Raw genomic sequence first — 20,586 nt, 5'->3', positions numbered from 1 at the left:
CGCCGGCCCTCATAACGAAGGCCGGCGCGAACTCCCAACGGCTTATTTCACTGCTTACTTCGGTGCTGGCCGCGCGGCTTAGTGGCCGATGCTCGATGCAGCGATGGCGAGTCCGTTGTGCTGGACGTTGCCGACGCCACCGGCGATGTTCACGCCGATGTTGCCTTGCGAGCCTTGCAGCGAGTTGGCGCCGAGCATCGCCGTGCCGTTCATCGAGCCGTGGAAGTTCATGCCGGCGCTCTGGTCGTTGTCGTCGGTGGCGACCATGGCGACTGCCGAAGCGCTACCCGGGCTCACGAGCGAGGTCGATGCGGCGAGGCTGTTGTTCTGCGCGTTGCCCACGCCCGAAGCCACGTTCACGCCCACGTTGCCCGACACTTGACCCAGCGAGTGGTCGCCGATCGATGCGTTGAACGTGTAGTTCTTCACGTGAGCGTCGCCGCCGCTGCTCTGGTTGTTGAAGATCTGTGCGTTGCCGAACACATTGCCTACATCGACGGAAGCGAGCGACACGTCGTTGCTTTGCGCGTTGTCGACGCCTTCGGTGATGTTGATGCCGACGTTGCCCGAGATGCCGCTGCCTGCGTCCGAGCCGGAGGTGGCGTCCATCACGGTGGGCTTCTGCGTATCGATGTGCTGCGTGATCGAGCCATAGGTGGAGACATCCGTCTTGTCGACGTTCGCGCTGAAGTTCCACTTCGAGCCTTCGCTCGATTTCGACGCCGAGGCTTCGATCCTGTAGCCGGCGGATTCCTCGCCATACGCGCGGCTGCCCGAGCCGCTCTTGCTGTTGGAGCTCCACTTCGCGCTTTGGCCGGAGCCTTCGTCGACGCTGAACTTGCCGCCGACGCTCGAGGCGTTCTGATAGCTCGACGCTTTATAGCCGGCCGAGAGGCCGCCTTGAGCGTGGAAGCTGTCGTGGCCATGATTGCGATCGTTGTCGGACGAGTAGGAGACGCTGCCGCCGATCGAGCCGCCTGCCGAGATATGGCCTCCCGAGCTTTGCTGGTCATGCTGGAACGAGCCGCCGAGCGACGCGCTTTGGTCGCTGTACTTGTAGCCGCTGCTCGAAGCCGACTTGTTCTTTTCCGAGTAGGCGTAGGCTGATGCACTTTCATAGCCCTGAGCCATGGCCGACGCGGAGACGCTGCTGCTCCACGACGACTTGGACTGTGAGCCGCTGCCGGTGATCGAGAACTTGCTGTTGTCGATCTTGGTCGTGATCGTGCCCCTCGTATAGGAGCCCGGCATCGGGTCGAGATCGACGTTGGCCCAGACGTTCTGGTTGTTCTGCACGACGGCGCCCGCGGTGCCCGACACGTGCACGCAGCCGAACAGCGCGACCAAGCCTTCCACGCCGACCTTTTCGCCGACCGCGGTGTAGTTGAAGACGAACGAGTCCTTGTCACGATCATGCGCGAATGCGCTGCTCGATACGGCGGCAAGGACTGCGACTGCAATGAGAGTGCGCTTCATGATTACGCTCCGATACGACTAAGTTAAAAAAAAGTGCCCGCCGGGGGACGGAGCACAAAACTGTTCGCCGTGGCATTACCGGCGCCGGCCGTCTGGTTGACTTGCACGACCCCGTTGACGTTTTTGAAGGCGTCGTTGCTGATGACCGCCTGGCGTGCGTCGTGGGCTCCCGCTTGTTGCCCCAAACCTCCTTGCTTGGGGGCCGTCGCGGATAGTTCGCTATCCGAGACGGTCTCCACTCCTGTCGCCGCAGCGCCTAGGCCGACGCTGTTGCGCTGGAGATTCGCTGCGCCCGCAGACTGGTTCACCATCACCGCTCCGGACGTATTCGAAAAGGCGTTGCCTTCGATGCTGGCGCTCGCGCTCGGCACGCGCGCCATCGCGCTCGCGCTTTGCGAGCCGGCGTTGTAGGCGGCGCCGTTGGCCGTGCCGCTCACGATTGCCGCTTGATTGCTTTGCACGTTGTTCAAGCCCGCGGTCTGGTTGACCGTGAGCGCGCCATTCGAGCCGTTGAGCGCACCGGTCGCGATCGTCGCGTTTCCGGTGACCACGGCCTCTTGGGCGAAGACGCTGGCGGGCGCGGCGAGCGCGAGCAAGGTCGTCGTCAGCCCCGCGAAAGCGGTGAGCGCACAGCGCGGGCGTTGTGCGTGAAGTGGCGAGTTCATTTCAGCGCTCCCAGTACGGAGCCGAGCGGCGCGAGCGCGCCCGTCACCGACATCGAGATCTGGCCGCCCACGCCCACCCCTTGCTGCGGCAGCGCGTTCGCGCCCACGGCGACGTTCTTGCCCGTCGTCGTGCCCGAAAGAATCTTCGTGACGGCCTGCAAGCCCGCTTCGCTGCCGTTCATGCCGGCCGTCGACACGCCGTTCGAGCCGTGCGCATCGGTCAGGTCGAGATCGGAGACGACCGTGGCCATCGTCGGATTGAAGGTGGTGGCCGGGAACGTCGTAGCGCTGACCGCGACGGGGTCCGCGCTCTTGGGCACGGGATTGAACGCGTCGCGCGGCGTGACCGTGCTCTCGACGATGATGTTGCCGGGGTTGCCGTTTTGCTGGGCGTTGGCGTTGCCGGCGGCACCTATGCCGACCGCGCCGATCAGCAACGCGCCGGCGAAAGCCGGGATCAGCGCGAGCGCACGCTGCACGCGCTTGGCGAAGAGTGTGGCGGTCATCGAAGTTCCCCCGCGAAAGACCGGCCTTCCCGGCATTGCATTGACTGCCGTTGAAAAATCGGTCCCGCGAATTCGTTTGGTTACTTTCCGTTTCTTACTGACAGCGGCCTTCGGCGCTTACTTACTGTCGCGTGTAGCTCGCGACGTTGCCTTGCGCGGCGCGTCCCGAGTCGACGGGAACGGGCAGCGGGGCGGGCGGTGCGATTTCGTCCCACAGCGTGACGGCGTTGCCGCCTTTCATGAGCTGCGGGGTCGCGGCGAGCATCACCATGCCCTCACGTCCGCCGCGCTGCCGCGAAAGCACCTGGTCGTCGAGCGGCGGCGCGTTGACGGGCAAGGCGTCGTCGCCGGCATCCAGCGCGTCGTTGCCGGCTGCCGGCGCCGCGTTGAACTCGAGCACGGCGCGCGTCGCGATGAGGCTTTGCGGCAGCGGCGCGAGCGTCGGCCAGGTTTCGGCTACGACGAGATTCGCCATCTGCAGCGGGTTCGCATCGGCGGCTTCCTGCGCGCTGGCTGCGACCGGTAGCGCAAGCGAGACGAGCACGGCGAACAGCGTGGCCAGAAGCGGACGCTTGCGCGTAGGAGAAAAGGAAGCGAGTGACATGAGGTTGTCTCCGGTGTGCTGGATATTTAGCGAGAGCTATGCCATCGCCCGGAAACCATTGCCGTAATTGGCGGGCTTAAAAATGTCGCAATGCGGAATGCGCGAAATCCAGGGAAAGTGTTTCAGCGCTGAAACGGGGGTCGAAATGCAGCGGAATTTCGTGTTGGGAAGGGCTTTCGAAATGGCTTCAGCGGACTCCGAAATATCGGGAAGAAATGCTTTTATTAGTTGTATGAAGAATGAAGGGTTTTACGCGAAGGCCCTTGTGGAAGGCTGTTTCCGATTATTTTCTTCGCATAATTGTGTTCGCAGACCCGGCGGTATAGTAAGCTCTCAAAACAGCTTCAGCCTTCAAAATAAGACCATTGCCACGGTCATAAGCGTTTCACGCGCCGCATATCGGGGATCCGCTGTCCACACGGAATGGAATGGCCGTTCGGTAATCGTATTTGATATACGAATATCGAGGTGATCCAGCGGGCTCGCGCTACAGGTGATTCGAGCACGTCGTCATCCTTGGCGTTTGTTGACGAGAGGATCTGAAGAATGGAATCCGCACTGCGGCAATTGATCTACGTTACTCGGGAACCCAGCGCACAGCTGAATTCGGAGTTCCACCAACGCGGCTGGCATGTCGATGTCGTCGGGTGCGCGCGCGACGTTCGCCGCGCCGTAAAAAGCGATATGGCGGCGGGCGGTCTGCTCGATCTGTCGAGCCATTTTCAGCAACACGAGATCGTGGCGTTCGAGTCGTGTCTCACGATGCCGAACGTCGGCTGGGTCGCGACCACGTCGCCCGGCCAGTTGCAGGACGCCGCGGTGCGCCGCTTGATACGCGACTACTGTTTCGATTACGTGACGATGCCCTATGCGGAGACCCGCATCGTCGATTCGGTCGGCCACGCGTACGGCATGGTGTCGCTCGACGATTCGGATGCGGCGTCCAATGAACGCGAGCATGTCGGCGAAGGCGAGATGGTGGGATCGTGCGACGCGATGATGGCGCTCTTCCGCTCGATCCGCAAAGTCGCGATGACCGATGCGCCGGTGTTCATCTCGGGTGAATCCGGCACGGGCAAGGAACTGACGGCGGTCGCGATTCACGAGCGCTCGTCGCGGCGCGAGGCGCCGTTCGTCGCGATCAATTGCGGCGCGATTCCGCCGCACCTCTTGCAATCGGAACTCTTCGGCTACGAACGCGGCGCGTTTACCGGCGCGAATCAGCGCAAGATCGGGCGCGTCGAAGCGGCTAACGGGGGCACGCTGTTTCTCGATGAAATCGGCGACCTGCCGCTCGAAAGCCAGGCGAGCCTGTTGCGCTTTCTCCAGGAGCGCACGGTCGAGCGGCTCGGCGGTCATGCGGCGGTGCCGGTCGACGTGCGCATCATTTCGGCGACCCATGTCGACATGCATCAGGCGATGCTCGAAGGGCGATTTCGCGCGGACCTCTATCACCGCCTGTGCGTGCTGCAGATCGACGAGCCGCCGCTGCGCGCGCGCGGCAAGGATATCGAGCTGCTCGCGAAACACATGCTCGACCGCTTCAAGAAAGATGCGAGCAGGCGTCTGCGCGGCTTTTCGCCCGATGCGATCGCTGCGCTCCACAACTACGGCTGGCCCGGCAATGTGCGCGAACTGATCAACCGCGTGCGGCGCGCAATCGTGATGTCGGAAGGGCGTTCGATCACGGCGCGCGATCTGGAGCTCGCGGAGTACGTCGAGATCGTGCCGGTCTCGCTCGCGCAGGCGCGCGAAGCGGCGGAGCGGCAGGCGATCGAGCTCGCGCTGTTGCGCCATCGCGGACGCCTCGGCGATGCGGCGCAGGAACTCGGCATTTCGCGCGTGACGCTGTATCGCTTGCTGTGCGCGCACGGCATGCGTCACATGGAAGCCGAGACGGCGTCGGGCTGCTAGCGCGTGGCAACAGCGATGACATGGGCGCCCGGTGTCTCGCCGGGCGCGCGCCGTGAGCGGTGCAACGCCGCTTGCTAGAATCGGGGTTATCGCTAAAAAGCTGCGGCACACGGCTGCCGCAGACCGCCACCTCCGCGGCTTCCCGCCGCGCCGAAGGAAACCCCGAATGAAACAATACCTGGACCTCGTCCGCACGATCCTCGATACCGGCACCTGGCAGGAAAACCGCACAGGCATCCGCACCATCAGCATCCCCGGCGCCATGATGCGCTTCGATCTGCAGCAGGGCTTTCCGGCTGTGACGACGAAGAAGCTCGCGTTCAAATCGGCGATCGGCGAGATGGTCGGCTTTTTGCGCGCCTCGAGGAGCGCGGCCGATTTCCGCGATCTCGGTTGCAAAGTGTGGGATGCGAACGCGAACGACAACCCGCAGTGGCTCGCGAACCCCTACCGCGAAGGCCCCGACGACCTCGGCGACGTGTACGGCGTGCAGTGGCGCAAGTGGCCCGCATACAAGCTGCTGAACGCGGATGCGTCCGCGCAGATCGCCGATGCGACCGGGCGCGGCTATCGCATCGTCACGCAGTTCGAGGAAGACGGGCAGGGTAAGGTCCTGCTCTACAAGGCCGTCGATCAACTGCGCCAGTGCCTCGATACGATCATGCAGAACCCCGGCGACCGCCGCATTTTGTTTCACGGATGGAATCCGGCGCTGCTCGATCAGATTGCGCTGCCCGCGTGCCATCTGCTGTATCAGTTCCTGCCGAACGCGACGCGCCGCGAGATTTCGCTGTGCCTCTATATCCGCAGCAACGACGTCGGCCTCGGCACACCGTTCAATCTGACCGAAGGCGCGGCGCTGCTGTCGCTCGTCGGGCGGCTGACGGGCTATACGCCGCGCTGGTTCACGTATTTCATCGGCGATGCGCACATCTACGAGAACCAGCTCGATATGCTCAAGAAGCAGCTCGAGCGCGAACCGTACGAGAGCCCGACGCTCACGATTTCCGAGCGCGTGCCGAGCTATGCGGAAACGGGCGTCTACGAGCCCGAGTGGCTGGAGAAGGTCGAACCGGCCGATTTCTCGCTGGCCGGCTACCGGCACCACGATCCGTTGACGGCGCCGATGGCGGTCTGAAGGCGCGTCGCGTTGTCGAAATTGGGCGCGGGGGCGGCGGACGTTGGCCGCCGTACCGCGATCCTGCCGTCATCGCTGATTCGTCGGATGTAAAAAAGCCCGCGGACCATGCCGCGGGCTTTGTCGTTTACAGCGTGCCGGTCATTCCTTTTTGTGCTCGTTTTGACCGCCGCCGCTGTGCTGCTCGGCGTGCTGTTCCGGGTGCGGCTGCTGCTGCGGTTGCGGGCGTGCCGGCTCCGGACGCGGCTCGGCGCGGGCCTGCGGCTGCGGCTGCGGCTGCGGTTGTGGGCGCGGTTCCGCATGCGCCTGCGGTTGGGGCTGCGGACGCGGCTCTTGATGCACCTGCGGTTGCGGCTGCGGGCGCGGCTCAGCGCGCTGAACCGGTTGCGGTTCCGGGCGTGCCGGCTGCGGACGAGCCTGCGGCTGCTGCGCGGCATGCTGCTCAGGACGTGGCTGCTGCGCTTCGCGCTGCTGGAACTCCGGACGCGGCGCGCCACCTTGCGGTGCTTGCGGCATACGGGCCTCTTGACGCGGCGCGCCGCTCTGCGGTGCTTGCGGCATACGGGCTTCTTGACGCGGCTCACCGCCCTGCGGTGCTTGCGGCATACGGGCCTCTTGACGCGGCGCGCCACCTTGCGGTGCTTGCGGCATACGGGCCTCTTGACGCGGCGCGCCGCCCTGCGGTGCTTGCGGCATGCGGGCTTCTTGACGCGGTTCGCCACCTTGCGGCGCCTGCGGGGCACGCGCTTCCGGATGCGGCACTTGCGGCTGTGCCTCGCGGCCCGGAGCGGCACCCGGCTCGCCGCGCTGCTGCGCCATCGGCTGGCGTTGCTCCATCGGCCCCGGCGCATGCTGCGGACTATTCGCGTTGCCCATCAATTGCGGCGGACGCGGCACGCCGTTGCCCGGCTGACCATGCTCGGCGGCCATCGGCGCGTGCGGCGCGGATTGCTGCCCGAATTCCGGACGCGCGCCGCTAGGCGCCCCCGGAGCCGGACGCTCGGCCGCCTGTGCCGGACCGTGCATCGGCGCCATCACCGGCGAGCGCGTGTTGACGAGCCGCACGTCGCGTGCCGGCGCACCGCCGGGCGCGCCGTGCGCCTGCTGCGCACCCTGTTCGCGGAACGCGGCCGGCGGCGCGCTGCGCACGACCGGGGCGCCGGCGCCCGGCACCTGGCCGCCTTGCGCGAACCGCTGCGCGAGGTGATCGTTGAACGCAGCCGGCACGACCGGGTTGCGTGTCGCGACGATCTGCCGGCCCATCGCGGCTTGCGGCGGCCGATAGTTCGCCTGACGCAGTCCCGGCCCGAAGCTCTCGCGTACCGGCGCGATGCCCGGCGCACCCGCGGCGATCCGCGCGTTATGCCATTGCTGCGGATCGACCTTCTGCGCGAAGCGCATGACGGGCTGGCCGTGGACGAACGCCGTCGCCGGCACTGCCGTCACCGCGCCCGGAGCGCGATAGTTGATGTACGTGTTGTGGATGTTGTTGATATTGGTGATGTTCACGTTGCGGTTGTTGACGATCACCGTCTGGTTCACGCGCTCGTAGTAGCGCGGGCTCCAGCCGCCCTCCCTCGGGTGCCACACTTCGCCCGGGCCGAGTGGGAACCACGCGCAGCCCGCCGTGGCGACGCCGCCGATCGTGAGGTTCACGCCCCAGTCGACACCGCCGTCTCCGCCGCCGACGAACGCGACGAGCGCCGGCGCATAGACGGGCGGCGCGCTTTCGACGAGCGGACCCGGCACCCACGCCCAACGATCGTCGTCGTACGCCCAGCGGCCGTAGTGGTAGGGCGCGAAGCCCCACGGTGCGTCATCGACCCAGGTCCAGCCCCACGGCGCTTGCCAGACCCAGTGGCCTTCGTGGTACGGCGCCCAGCCCGCCGGCGTCGAATTCGGTACCCACACGGCGCCGTACTGCGGGCTGTTGCTCCACGTGCCGTTCGCGTCGAGATCCTGGTAGCCGGGGATGTCGCGCGATACATAGCGTGCGGAGATCGAGCGGTCCTCGGCCTGATCGCGGCCCATCGCCCAGTGATCGAACGCGTCGGGCGGGGGCGTGCCGTTGCTGGCCACCTGCTGCAGATTCGTGCCGGAGAACGTGATCTGCTGACCGGCCTGCATCGGCACTTGGCCGCCGTCTCCGTAGACGGTGACTGAGCCCTCGCGGACCGTCACCGTCGTCGTGCTGCCGTCGGGCGCGGCGTCGACGCGATAGTCGCCCGGGCCGGTCACGCCGACCGCGACGTTCGGCGTGTCGATTTCATACGACGAACCGGGCGCGAGTTCGCGCACGTGCGTCGACAGCGTGCCTTGCGCGACCTTGAGCTGCGCGTTGGTGTCGTCGAGATTGAGGACGTCGAGGCTCGTCGAGGCGCCGAGACGCACGGCCGTCGAGCCGATATGCATCTCGGAGCGGGCGTTCGTGTCGTTCCACAGTTGATCGCCGGTCGTGAGCGGACGGTTGAGCGTCGCGTACGACCAGTCGGTTGCGCCGGCCGGCTCGGTCGTCACGGCGCCCGACATGTAGTTCAGGCGTGCGACGCGCGAGGGCGGATCGACTTGCTGTGCGGCCGGTGCGGTTTGCGGCGGCATGTCCTGCGGCGGCTCGGTTTGTGCGAAGGCCGCGTGCGACGCCAGCGCGAACGGCGCGGTGGCGAGCAGCACGTAACCCGTCAAGCGACGGAGGGTTAGTCGAGGCGATGTGGTTGGCGTTTTCATGATGGTCCGTGGTCCGAGACGGGTGGGATGCTACGGCATTCCATGAGATCACTCTAGCCTTCGTCCCTGTATCAAAGCGCTGTGTTTTGTAAGTCTCCCATCGTCGTCTGTAACAAAGAATGTCCGTGCCCTAAATTCGTAATTCGCCGCGAAGCCGGCCGTAATTCAACGGCTTTCAAGTCGAAAGAATGGCGTCGAATTGGCGGTGTCCGGCGGGTGTGATGCGCAGCACGCGCGGCTTTTCCGCGCGCTCGACCCAGCCTTGCTCCGACCAGCTTTCCAGCAGCGCGGCGCCCAACGCGCCGCCGAGGTGGGCGCGCCGTTCGCTCCAGTCGAGGCAGCTGCAGGCGAAGCGGCGGCGGCGTCCGCGTTCGATGCCCACGTCGACGCCCAAGCTCGCGAGCTTCGCGGCGCCGGCGTCGGTCGCTTCGATCGCGTCGCCGTCCTGGACGAGCCAGCGCTCGCCGATCATCTTCTCGAAGACGCGCACCGCGAGTTCGCCCGCCATGTGGTCGTAGCAGGTGCGGGCGTAGCGCATCTCGAGCGGCACCGTGCGCGCGGGACGCGGCGCGGCGCGCTGCGGCGCGCTCGCTTGCGCGAGGTTGGCGAGCGCTTCGATGGACGCCGCGATGTCGGGCGTCGCGATCCGGTAGTAGCGGTGGCGTCCGCGCACGTCGAGCGCGAGCAGGCCGCCTTCGGTGAGCCGCGCGAGATGGCCGCTCGCCGCCGACGGCGACAGCCCCGCGATCAATTGCAGTTCGCCGGCGGGGCGCGCGCTGCCGTCCATCAGCGCCCAGAGCATGGCGGCGCGGCCGGGATCGGCGAGCAGCGAGCCGATGCGGCTCAAGCCGGGGAAATGGCCTTCGTTGTGGTCGGGCAGCGGGGCGGGCATGGCGGATCTCCGTAGGGACGAGGGGCGGTGCCGCGCGGCCGGTCTGATGGTTCGAGGTGGCCGCCACCGCGAGGAAGGGCGCATGTCGATACTCTACCGCCGCGCTGCATTCGATGTTTCAGGCTAAATCGAAATGTCGAATGCGGCTTCGGGATGGAGACGGAACATGGTCTGACGCGCCACAGCCCGGCCCGGATCATGAGTGCGCGTGCGCCGCTGCGCTAGAATCGATTTCTTCCTTCGCGCAACGCGACGAACCAAAGGGCAGTCATGAAAGTGTTCCTGGCGGCGATGCTGGCCGCTTTGCTCTGCAGCGCCTGCGCGGGCGGCGGCCCGGGGCCGAGCGCCGGCTCGGGCAGCATCGAGATGTACGGCACCATCGACGAAGGCATCACCTTCCATAAGTAACGCGTCGCGGGCGAGGGCTGTTCGCATCGTCCGCTCTCGGCTGCGCGCGATGCTCTGGCAGCAATTGATGCATCATTGGCATTTCTGCCAATCACGAGCGTGGGACGATCCGAATACCGTCCATCCGCTCCGAGGCCGTCGATGCCGCCTTTCGCTCAATCCTCCTCCTCATCATCATCCGACGCAGCCGGCCTCGGCCGGCGCAATACGCGCGTGCTCGCGCTGTGCCAGGCGCTCTACACCTCGTCGGTATCGATCGACCTGACGCTCACCGGCATCGTCGGCTACACGCTCGCGAGCGACAAAGCCTTTGCCACGCTGCCGTTTTCGCTGATCACGGTCGCCGCCGCGCTGACGACGGTCTTCGCCTCGTTCCTGATGGCGAAAATCGGCCGGCGCCTCGGCTTTGTGATCGGCGCGACCGTCGGCGCGGCGGGCGGCGCGATCTCGGTCTGGGCCATCTTCCATCACAGCTTTATCGCGTTCTGCTGCGGCACCGCAACTGTCGGCGTGTTCCAGGCGTTCGCGCAGTACTACCGCCTCGCCGCGGCGGACGCGGTCGGCTTCGCGGCCAAGAGCCGCGCGATTTCGACGGTGCTCGCGGGCGGTGTCGTCGCGGCGGTGCTCGGTCCGGCGATCGCGGCGTGGAGCCGGGACTGGTTCGCGCCCGTCGCGTTTGCCGGGTCATATGCGGTCGTGACGGTGTTCGGGCTGGCGTCGCTGGCGCTGTTGCTGATGGTGTATCGCGACGGCGCGGCGCCCGGCGGGAGCCACGGGCCGTCGTCACACGTGGCGAGTGCGGAGACGGCCGCCGCGCGTCCGCTCGCGCAAATCGTGCGCCAGCCGATCTTCGCCGCCGCGCTGGCGAACAACGCGCTCGGCTACGCGGTGATGATGTTCGTGATGACGGCGACGCCGATCGCCGCCGTCGCATGCGGCCACACGATCGGCCAAGGCGCCGAGATCATCCAGTGGCATCTGGTCGGCATGTTCGCGCCGTCGTTCTTTTCGGCGCGCCTCATCGACCGCTTCGGCGTGCTGCGCGTCATCGGCGCGGGGATCGCGCTCTCGGCGATGTGTGGCGTGATCGCGCTGCGCTCGGCTGATCTGCCGCATTTCTACGCGGCGCTCGCATGCCTCGGCGTCGGCTGGAACTTCATGTTCGTCGGCGGCACGACGCTGTTGTCGCAGTCGTATCGGCCGAGCGAGCGCGCGAAGACGCAGGCGGCGAGCGAATTCACGACGTTCGGCTGCTCCGCGCTGGCGTCGCTCTTTGCCGGGCAATGGCTCGCCCGCTTCGGGTGGGACGCGGTCAATGCGGCGATTTTTCCGTTTCTCGGCCTGGCCGCGCTCGCGACCGTCGCTCTCGCGTGGTCGCGTTCGCGCGCGGCGGCGGTGGCGGCGCTGTGAAGGGGCGCTGTGAAGAGTCATTCCAACGAGGGTTTCGACATGACTTCCGAAGTTCGCCACGTTGTTTTTGCGGTTGCGCCCGATCTCGTGCTGCTCGACGCGGCGGGTCCGCTCGAGGCGTTCTGGCGCGCGGAGCTGACCGCGCGTGCCACCGGACTCGGCGGTCCGGGCAAAGCGGGCGAGCCGGCCGCGTATCGGACGACTGTGGCGTCGATCGACGGCGGCGCGCTCGACACCTATCCCGGCCTGCCGATCCTCACCGAACGCCTCGACGCGCTCGACGACGTGCCGATCGACACGCTGATCGTCCCCGGCATTCCGGCCGACGAGGGCCTCGTGATGCAGCCCGAACTCGTCGACTGGATCGTGCGCCGCGCGCCGCAGATCCGGCGCGTCTGCTCGGTCTGCACCGGCGCGTTCTACCTGGCCGCGGCGGGCGTGCTGGATGGCCGCCGCGCGACGACGCATTGGCGCAGCGCCGGGCTGCTCGCGCGGCGCTACCCGGCGGTGCGGGTCGAAGCCGACCCGATCTTCATCCGCGACATGCGCGACGGCCGCGCCGTCTGGACGTCGGCGGGCGTCACCGCGGGCATCGATCTCGCGCTGGCTTTGATCGAGGAGGACCTCGGCCACGACGTCGCGATGCAGGCGGCGCGGCGCCTTGTTGTGTTCATGAAGCGGCCGGGCGGCCAGTCGCAATTCAGCGCCGCGCTCAATGCCCAGGCATCGGCGGGCGGCGCGTTCGACGCGCTGCACAGCTGGATGGCCGCGAACCTGCAAGACGACTTGTCGGTGGAACGGCTCGCCGAAGAGGCGAGCATGAGCCCGCGCACGTTTGCGCGGCGCTACGTCGACGAAGTCGGCCGCACGCCCGCCAAGACGGTGGCGGCGCTGCGCCTCGAAGCGGCGTCGCGCGCGCTCGCGCAATCGGCGCGGCCGCTCAAGCGCATCGCGCTCGAATGCGGCTTCGGCAGCGAGCAGAATCTGCGCCGCGCATTCGTGCGCCGCTTCGGCGTCCTGCCGCTCGACTATCGCGAGCGCTTCGCATCGCCGCGTGCGGGTTGATGCGTGCGCATTGACGGGCACTGCACGCGACAATTTGCCCCTTTATAATCCGCTCATTGAGAACCCTCGCCTGACCGGAGTCACGATGAGCACGCCCGCCGCACCGCTGGACCGTTCCGAAACCACCTTCCGCTTTCTCGCGGAGCCCACGTCCGTCAACTTCGGCGGCAAGGTGCATGGCGGCGCGTTGATGAAGTGGATCGACGAGACCGCCTATGCGTGCGCCGCCGTCTGGTCGGGGCGCTATTGCGTGACCGTCAGCGTCGGCAATATTCGCTTCCGCCGGCCGATTCTTGTCGGCAATCTCGTTGAGCTGCGCGCGCGTGTCGTCGCGACGGGCCGCACCAGCATGCATATCCACGTCACGGTGATGGCGGGCGACCCGAAAAGCGGCCAGCTGCGTCTGACGACCGACTGTCTGGTCGTATTCGTCGCCGTCGACGAGAACGGCACGCCGATCCCGGTGCCGGCCTTCGTGCCGGAAACCGACGAGCAGAAGCGCATCGCCAAATACGCGATGGACGTGAAGACGGCGCTCGACGCGATCGTCGAACTCAAGCCGGAGGAAATCGCGTCGGGGAAGGTCTGACGCGAGCCTGATGTGAAATGCGCCGTGACGGTCCGCCGTCACGGCGCTTCTTTTTGGGCGGCGTGCCGCTACTTCTGCACGTTCCCGACCATCTCCTGCGGACGCACCCACTCGTCGAACTGCTGCTCGGTCACATAGCCGAGCGCAAGCGCCGACGCTTTCAGCGTCGTGCCTTCCTTGTGCGCCTTCTTCGCGATCTTGGCGGCCTTGTCGTAGCCGATGTGCGGATTGAGCGCCGTCACGAGCATCAGCGATTCGTTCAAGAGCGTCTCAATGCGGTCCTGATTCGGCTCGATGCCGACCGCGCAGTTGTCGTTGAAGCTGTGCGCGCCGTCGGCGAGCAGGCGAATCGATTGCAGCACGTTGTGCGCAATCATCGGACGAAACACGTTCAGCTCGAAGTTGCCGCTCGCGCCGCCCAGGTTGATCGCGACGTCGTTGCCGAACACCTGGCAGCACAGCATGGTCATGGCCTCCGATTGGGTCGGGTTGACCTTGCCGGGCATGATCGAGCTGCCCGGCTCGTTTTCCGGAATCGACAGTTCGCCGAGGCCGCAGCGCGGGCCGCTCGCGAGCCAGCGGATGTCGTTGGCGATCTTCATGAGGCTCGCCGCGACGGTCTTCAACGCGCCGTGCGCGAACACGAGCGCGTCGGCGGCGGCCATCACCTCGAACTTGTTCGGCGCCGTGACGAACGGCAGGCCGGTCAGCTTGCCGATCGTCTGCGCGACGTTGTGCGCGAACTCCGGATGCGCGTTGAGCCCGGTGCCGACCGCCGTGCCGCCCTGCGCCAGCTCATAGAGATGGGGCAGCGCCGATTCGACGTGCTTGATGCCCTGATCGAGCTGCGCGACATAGCCCGAAAACTCCTGGCCGAGCGTAAGCGGCGTCGCGTCCTGCAGGTGCGTGCGGCCGATCTTCACGATGCCGGAGAAGGCTTGCGCCTTGGCGTCGAGCGTCGCGCGCAGCGTCTTCAGCGCGGGCACGAGATGCTTGACGATGCCGTACGCCGCGGCGACGTGCATCGCCGTCGGAAATACGTCGTTCGACGACTGGCCGCGGTTCACGTCGTCGTTCGGATGCACCTTGCGCGCCTCGCCGCGCTCGCCGCCCATCAATTCGCTGGCGCGGTTGGCGAGCACTTCGTTCAGGTTCATGTTGGTCTGCGTGCCGGAACCCGTCTGCCAGACCGCGAGCGGGAATTCGCCCGGATGCTTGCCGTCGATGACTTCGTCGGCCGCCTGCATGATCGCGCGCGCCTTGTCGTCGGGCAGCACGCCTAGGCCGAGATTCACCTCGGCCGCCGCGCGCTTGATGATCGCCAGCGCATTGACGAGCTCGGGCGACTGCTTTTCCGTCGAGATCTTGAAGTTCTGCAGCGAACGCTGCGTTTGCGCGCCCCAAAGGTGCGCGTTCGGCACGGCGATTTCGCCGAAGGTGTCGCGTTCCATGCGTACGTCGTCGGTCATGTTCTGCTCCAATTGACAGAGGGTTCGGATTCGGCGCGCCGTTCTGCAAGCGTCACAGCTCCGAATCGACAGGCAACAACAAGAATAGACCCGTGAGCGCGTTCCGGTAGAGGCCGGCTTCCGGGTCGAGTGTCCAAGTCTTCAGATAGGGTCCGTTGGGGCTGGGTTCCTCGCTCGTCCACACGATGCGCGACGTGGACCCGGCGAGCCCTTGCAATTGGGCCCTTTCGGCGGGCGTCGCGAGCCGCAGCCGGTAGCTTGCGGTGAGCGTGGCCGCCTGGTCGAATAATTGCGCGACTTGGTTTGCGAGCGGCGGGCTGTGGATGAAGAGCGCGAGCTCCGTGTTCAGCTTCGCCGAGCGCGGATCGAGATTCATCGAGCCGATCACGAGCGTGCTGCGGTCGATCACGTAGACCTTCGCGTGCAGGGCCGTGCGCGATTCGGAGCCGGTCAGGCTCTCGGGCGCTTCGTCAGACTCGTGACCCTCGTTCGTCTCGTGGACCGGCTTGTACTCGTACAACTCGACGCCGTTTTCGAGCAGCGGCACGCGGTACGGGCTGTAGCCGGCCTGCACGGAGATCGCGTCGGTGGACGCCATCGAGTTGGTCAGCACCGCCACGCGCGCGCCGCGCTTCGTCAGCTCGCCGAGCAGCTTGACGCCGCCGTCGTGCGGCACGAAGTAGGGCGACAGGATCAGCACCTCGCGCTGCGCGGTCTGCAGCGTCTCGACGAGCGCGTGCATCGGCGGGCTTCGATAGGCGTCGCTCGGTGCGGTGATCTTGCTCGGCGAGTCGCCGCGAAACTCCGCTTTCGCCCATGTGAGATCCAACTGCCGCTGCGCGATGCCGTCGGCGAGCGGCGTCTTGTCGAGCGGCTTGGCGTTGTAGGCGTCGGCGTTGTCGCGCCAATGGGCTCGCAGGGCGTCGCGCGTCGCGTCGAGATCCGCCGTCTCGAAGCGCTGCTTGTTCAGCGCGGAGAGCGGGTAGGAATCCGAACTGTTCCAGAACGTGTCGAAGCTCGCCGAGATGTCGTGCGTGACCGGTCCGGCCGCGAACACGTCGAGATCGCGAAACACGAGCGTCTGGCTCATGCCGAAGTACTCATCGCTCAGATTGCGCCCGCCGACGACCGCGATCTGGTTGTCCGCGATCATCGCCTTGTTGTGCATGCGGCGCGTGAAGTGATCGATTTTCGTGAAGACGTTCTCGGTGCGCTCGAACATCCCCTGCTGCGCGCTGCCGAACGGATTGAATACGCGCACCTCGATGTTCGGATGCGTGTTGAGCGCGGCCATCGTGTTGTCGATGTCCTTGAAGTTCAGGTCGTCGACGAGGAGCCGCACATGCACGCCGCGGTCGGCCGCATAGAGCGCCGCGGCGAGCATCAGCTTGCCGGTGACGTCTTCGTCGGCGATGTAGTACTGCATGTCGAGCGTTTTCGTCGCGGCGCGCGCGAGCGCCACGCGCATCTGCAGCGCTTCGGCGCCGCGCGGCAGCAGCACGAAACCCGATGCGCCGGGATGGGTCTTTTCGAGCGGAGCGAGGGCTTCGGAGAGCGGCGTGTCCGCCGACGCGGGGAGCGCGTGGGTGACGGGGCGATCGAGGGCGTTGGCGGGAGGCCGCGTTGCGCAGGCGGCGATCAGCGTGGCGAGGACGAAGAGGGCCGTGTATTGGATCACACGCGGGATCACACACGGGATCACACGCGCGGCCGTCCGACGTGTCCACGAAAGACGCGCGATCGCGTCCTGCGCGTGCTGGCGCGCAGGATTACCCGGCCGCCGAAGTTCGATCACGGTGCGTCGCTCTCCCATCGATGCGTTGCTTCTTCAGACGGGACGTTCGTTGAGCGATCCGCCTACAAAAAAGGCATGGTAGGAGAAGTCGCTTGGCGAAGCCGTCAGCCCGACAGCCGGTCCGCAAGTGGCGTGCCCGCCAACGGCGGCGCGAGAAGAAAAAAGGGAAGCGCAAAAAAGAAGGCCCGCCGGCAGCGCGGGCCAAACACCCTGTCAGAGGAGTCGATTTCATCGTACGCGGCGCCGCGCCGCGCGCCAACCAATAACGAATGCTTTGCTTATGCAGGCGGGTTATCTGCCAGATGCCGGCTCTTCTTATGAAAGCGCAGCGTGAGCAGCACGGCGACGCTCGCGAGCCCGGCCGCCAGCCCCCACCACAGGCCGCGCGCGCCGAGTCCGAAGTGGAACGCGAGCGTATAGCCGGTCGTGAAGCCGACGCCCCAATAGCCGAACGCCGCCGCGATCATCGGGATGCGCGTGTCCTTGAGGCCGCGCAGGCATCCTGCGGCGACCGTCTGGATGCCGTCGACGATCTGGAATACGGCCGCCACGCCGAGGAGCGTGGCGGCGAGCGCGACCGTCGGCGCCTCGGACGGATTGTCGAGGCGCAGATAAAGCCCGACGATCCAATGCGGCGCGAGAATCAGCACGAGGCCCGACAGCGTCATGAACCCGGCCCCCAGCGCGAGCGCGACGAAGCCCGCGTGCCGCGCCGCGAGCGGCTGCCCGGCGCCGGCCCAATAGCCGACGCGCACGTTCGCGGCCTGGCCGATCGAAAGCGGCACCATGAACGACACCGACGCGACGTTCAGCGCGATCTGATGCGCCGCGAGCTGCGTCTGCCCGAGCAGTCCGATCATGAGGCCGGTGGCGAGAAAGAGCGTCGACTCGACGCCATAGGTGATCGCGACGGGCCAGCCGATCGCGAACAGCTCGCCCATCAGCGGCAGTTTCGGCCGCGCGGCCGTGACGAAGCGCCGGTAGCGTTCGCGGCCGTGCAGCAGGATCACGAGCGCGATCGCGGTGAGCCAGATGGTGCAGGTCGTCGCCGCCGCCGAGCCGAGAAAGCCGAGCCGGGGCAAGCCATACGCGCCGTGAATCAGGCCGTAGTTGAGCACCGCATTGACGGCGACGCCCGTGATCGACACCCACAGCAAGCGTTTCGCCGCGCCGATCGCGGGCAGGAACGAACGCATCATGCCGATCCCGATCAGGCTGCCGAGCGACGCCCAGCGCAGGATGTTCGCGTATTCGCCGACGTCGCGCGCGAGCGTCGGCGGCTCGCCGAACGCGAGCAGGATCGGATGCGCGAACGACAGCAGCACGAACGCGGGCACCGCGAGCATCGCCGAAAGCAAGAGGCCGGTCCAATAGATGTGCGGCACGCGGTGTTCGGCCTGCGCGCCGCGCGCATGGGCGACGCTGACCGCGACCGAGGTCAGCACGCCCTGCAGCAGCGTCACGACGACGAAGAAGAGCGTGGCGCCGAGGCCGCCGGCCGCGAGCGCGTCGGGGCCGAGCGAGCCGAGCAGAATCGTGTCGGTGACGCCCATCGCCATTTGCGAGAGCTGTGCGATCGCGAGCGGCGCGGCGAGACGGGCCGTGTCGGCGGCGTGGCGGGTGAGGCTGGGCGGCGTAACGGCCGCGTGAGAAAGACGGGATTGAGACATAGGGACCTGCAAGAACCTGCTGGTACGGCGAAGCTTGCGCGCACCTTTCTTGTTTCGGAAACAGACAGCATATTGCCGGCGCGCGCGGCTGTCGATGAGACGAGCGGTCTATCGGCGCCGAACCGAGCGCGCGCAGGCGCGTGATGTGCCGTGGCTGCCGCGCCGGTACCCGTGCTAAGCCGCCTCGTGTATGGCGATGCGCGTGTCGCCGAGCATGACGACCTGGCCCGCGCGAATCTTGCAAGTCTTGCGCAGCTCGACCTGACCGTCGACCGTCACCGCGCCCGACGCGACAATCGCCTTCGCCGAGCCGCCGCTGTCCGCGAGGCCCGTGAGTTTCAGCAGGTTGTGCAATTCGACGAAGTCGCCGGTGAGCGTGAAGTTGAGATTGGCCATGACGAGAAATGCGTGTTCACGCTTCGAAGAGAGGGACGGGCTCGCATCATAAGCCAGTTGCGGGCGAGGGCCGCGTGTTTGTGGATCGTTTATGCGCCGGCCCGCAGGCTTCAGACCTCTTGCCTCGCTTGCACGCTTTCATCCGCCGCGACGACGGCGAGCGCCTCATGCAGCGTCCGGAAGATGCGCGTCTCGCCGATTACGCCGGCGATGCCGTGCCGGACCATGTCCGAATGCAGGTATTGATTGACGCGTGCGAATACCACCTGGACTTGGCGCTGCGTCAGCGTCTCGCAGAGCTCGGAGACGGTGCGCGCAGCCGAGTAGTCGAGATCGGTGATCGCGCCCGCATCGACCACGAACCAGCGCACGGGATTCGGAGCACGCTCGACGAGCTCGCGAACTTCATCGACGAAGAAATGATCGTTGGCGTAGAAGAGATCGGCGCCGAAGCGGTACACGATCAGCCCGGGCGCGGTTTCGGCGCCCGGCGTGGCCGGCGCGGGCAGCCAGCGCGAATCGGCGCCGGGCTCGAGCATCGTCGTGTGCGGGCGATAGCTGTGGCGCACGTGCCGCAACAGCGACAGGGCGACCGCGAGCAAGATGCCCTGCTCGACGCCGATCACGACCACCGACGCAGCCGTGAAGAGCGCCAGCGTGAATTCGCCGGGGCTCTCGCGGCGGATCGCGATCAGGCTCTGCACGTTGACGAGGCCGACGGCGATCGTGAACACGATGCCGGCCAGCACGCAGTGCGGCAGGTACTGGAGCGTGCCGCTCAGGAACAGCAGCACCACGACGACAACGGCCGCGAACACCAGCTGCGCCACTTGGCTGCGCGCGCCGGCGCGCTCGGCCATCGCGGTCTGCGTCGGGCTGCCGTTGACGACGAACGCGCCTGTCACTGCCGCAGCCGCATTGGCCGTGGCGATGCCGAGGATGTCGGAGTCGATGTCGACGGGCTCGCGATAGCGTTCCGCGAACGCGCGGCTGGCCGCGGCGCTCTGCGCGATGATCATCGCGAAGCACGACGCGGACGTGGGCAGCAGCTCGAGCGATTCGCGCCAGCCGACGAGCGGCCAGTGCAGCGACGGCAAGCCGCCCGCAACGGGCCCGATCACCGCGATGCCGTGACCCGCGAAGTGGTACGTGTAGCTCGCCGCGATCGACGCCACGACTGCGAAGAGCGCAATCGGCAGCCGCGGCATGAAGTGCTTGAAGGCGAGAATGCACGCCACCACGAGTGCCGAAATCGCCAGCGTGGGGAGCTGAGCGTGCGGCAACTGATCGAGGACCTGGCCTAGCTGCTCGATGCTGTGCCGCGTTGTCACGGTCACGCCGAACATGTCGCCGAGCATCGCGATGCCCACTTGCACGCCGACGCCGGCAAGAAAGCCGACCAGCACCGTGCGCGAGAGAAAGTCGGCGAGAAAGCCGAGCTTGAAGATGCGCGCGATCAAGAGCAACGCGGCCGTCTGCATCGCGACGACGCCCGCAAGCGCCGCGTACTTCGCGCTCGCGACGGGCGCCATTGTCGCGAGCCGGCTCGCGAAGATCGTGGCGGTGGCCGAATCGGCCGCGACGACGAGGTGCCGCGACGCGCCGAAGATCGCGAACGCCACGAGCGGCAAGAGGACGGTGTAGAGCCCCGTCACCGCGGGCATGCCCGCGATGCGCGCATAGCCGAGCACCTGAGGGATGTTCATCGAGGCGAGCGTCGCGCCCGCCATCGCATCGCGAAGGGCACCAGCCCGGTCCAGAGGTCGGATTCCCTTCAATAAGCTAAGTCGCATGCCTGTTTTCCAAAGAGTTTTCGCACGCTCGAATGACGTGAAAACGGTATGAACGTTACCGTATCGTGCCGT

Annotated in this window: 17 protein-coding genes; 6 read left to right on the top strand and 11 right to left on the bottom strand. The window is 66.6% G+C overall.

Annotated features, from left to right (window positions below; translation table 11 throughout):
• Positions 1–78: 78 nt before the first annotated feature.
• From FAZ95_RS16000 to FAZ95_RS15985, 4 genes are all read right to left on the bottom strand, one after another.
• Positions 79–1,476 (bottom strand): FapB/FapC family functional amyloid domain-containing protein, encoded by a 1,398-nt coding sequence (locus FAZ95_RS16000; protein ID WP_137333338.1) that lies wholly within the window; start codon positions 1,474–1,476, stop codon positions 79–81.
• A 23-nt stretch (positions 1,477–1,499) separates the two neighbouring features.
• Positions 1,500–2,141: a FapB/FapC family functional amyloid domain-containing protein gene (locus FAZ95_RS15995; protein ID WP_254699728.1), complete on the bottom strand. Its 642-nt coding sequence runs from the start codon at positions 2,139–2,141 to the stop codon at positions 1,500–1,502.
• A complete protein-coding gene (locus FAZ95_RS15990; protein WP_254699727.1) occupies positions 2,138–2,647 on the bottom strand; it encodes a FapA family amyloid fibril periplasmic chaperone in 510 nt (169 codons plus the stop codon). The genes FAZ95_RS15995 and FAZ95_RS15990 overlap by 4 nt, the downstream gene beginning before the upstream one ends.
• Before the next feature lie 121 nt (positions 2,648–2,768).
• Positions 2,769–3,251 (bottom strand): hypothetical protein, encoded by a 483-nt coding sequence (locus FAZ95_RS15985; protein ID WP_137333337.1) that lies wholly within the window; start codon positions 3,249–3,251, stop codon positions 2,769–2,771.
• A 546-nt stretch (positions 3,252–3,797) separates the two neighbouring features.
• Between FAZ95_RS15985 and FAZ95_RS15980 the strand changes: the two genes are divergently transcribed.
• Entirely contained in the window at positions 3,798–5,165 is a 1,368-nt protein-coding gene (locus tag FAZ95_RS15980; RefSeq protein WP_137333336.1) for a sigma-54 dependent transcriptional regulator, read from the top strand.
• Between the two features lie 166 nt (positions 5,166–5,331).
• A complete protein-coding gene (locus FAZ95_RS15975) occupies positions 5,332–6,303 on the top strand; it encodes a thymidylate synthase (protein ID WP_137333335.1) in 972 nt (323 codons plus the stop codon).
• 141 nt (positions 6,304–6,444) lie between these two features.
• On the opposite strand, the gene FAZ95_RS15970 is transcribed toward FAZ95_RS15975, so the two are convergent.
• Positions 6,445–9,027, bottom strand: a complete 2,583-nt coding sequence (locus FAZ95_RS15970; RefSeq protein ID WP_137333334.1) for a DUF6600 domain-containing protein — start codon at positions 9,025–9,027, stop codon at positions 6,445–6,447.
• Positions 9,028–9,202: 175 nt separating this feature from the next.
• Positions 9,203–9,919 carry an ArsR/SmtB family transcription factor gene (locus FAZ95_RS15965; protein ID WP_137333333.1) on the bottom strand — a complete coding sequence of 239 codons (717 nt, stop codon included), beginning with the start codon at positions 9,917–9,919 and terminating at the stop codon, positions 9,203–9,205.
• Positions 9,920–10,189: 270 nt separating this feature from the next.
• Between FAZ95_RS15965 and FAZ95_RS39350 the strand changes: the two genes are divergently transcribed.
• From FAZ95_RS39350 to FAZ95_RS15950, 4 genes are all read left to right on the top strand, one after another.
• Positions 10,190–10,327 (top strand): hypothetical protein, encoded by a 138-nt coding sequence (locus tag FAZ95_RS39350; RefSeq protein WP_175425627.1) that lies wholly within the window; start codon positions 10,190–10,192, stop codon positions 10,325–10,327.
• A gap of 141 nt (positions 10,328–10,468) precedes the next feature.
• Positions 10,469–11,737 (top strand): MFS transporter, encoded by a 1,269-nt coding sequence (locus FAZ95_RS15960; protein WP_137333332.1) that lies wholly within the window; start codon positions 10,469–10,471, stop codon positions 11,735–11,737.
• Between the two features lie 39 nt (positions 11,738–11,776).
• Complete coding sequence (locus tag FAZ95_RS15955; protein ID WP_175425626.1) at positions 11,777–12,802, top strand: GlxA family transcriptional regulator; 1,026 nt, start codon at positions 11,777–11,779, stop codon at positions 12,800–12,802.
• 85 nt (positions 12,803–12,887) lie between these two features.
• Positions 12,888–13,391, top strand: a complete 504-nt coding sequence (locus FAZ95_RS15950) for an acyl-CoA thioesterase (RefSeq protein ID WP_137333330.1) — start codon at positions 12,888–12,890, stop codon at positions 13,389–13,391.
• Between the two features lie 68 nt (positions 13,392–13,459).
• On the opposite strand, the gene fumC is transcribed toward FAZ95_RS15950, so the two are convergent.
• The 5 genes from fumC to FAZ95_RS15925 all read right to left on the bottom strand — a co-directional run bounded on the left by fumC (position 13,460) and on the right by FAZ95_RS15925 (position 20,514).
• Positions 13,460–14,860, bottom strand: coding sequence for a class II fumarate hydratase (fumC, locus tag FAZ95_RS15945; protein WP_137333329.1), 1,401 nt, complete (start codon positions 14,858–14,860; stop codon positions 13,460–13,462).
• Between the two features lie 52 nt (positions 14,861–14,912).
• Positions 14,913–16,673, bottom strand: a complete 1,761-nt coding sequence (locus FAZ95_RS15940; protein ID WP_137333328.1) for a phospholipase D-like domain-containing protein — start codon at positions 16,671–16,673, stop codon at positions 14,913–14,915.
• Positions 16,674–16,933: 260 nt separating this feature from the next.
• On the bottom strand, positions 16,934–18,325 hold the full coding sequence (locus FAZ95_RS15935) for an MATE family efflux transporter (protein ID WP_137333327.1): 1,392 nt from the start codon (positions 18,323–18,325) through the stop codon (positions 16,934–16,936).
• Between the two features lie 174 nt (positions 18,326–18,499).
• Positions 18,500–18,721 carry an RNA-binding S4 domain-containing protein gene (locus FAZ95_RS15930; protein WP_137333326.1) on the bottom strand — a complete coding sequence of 74 codons (222 nt, stop codon included), beginning with the start codon at positions 18,719–18,721 and terminating at the stop codon, positions 18,500–18,502.
• Between the two features lie 110 nt (positions 18,722–18,831).
• Entirely contained in the window at positions 18,832–20,514 is a 1,683-nt protein-coding gene (locus FAZ95_RS15925) for a SulP family inorganic anion transporter (RefSeq protein WP_137333325.1), read from the bottom strand.
• Positions 20,515–20,586 lie beyond the last annotated feature (72 nt).

Source organism: Trinickia violacea (assembly GCF_005280735.1).
In the GTDB taxonomy this organism is placed as follows: Bacteria; Pseudomonadota; Gammaproteobacteria; order Burkholderiales; family Burkholderiaceae; genus Trinickia_A; species Trinickia_A violacea.
Note: the sequence above shows the minus strand (reverse complement) of the source record. Positions and strands in the feature narration are given on the sequence as shown.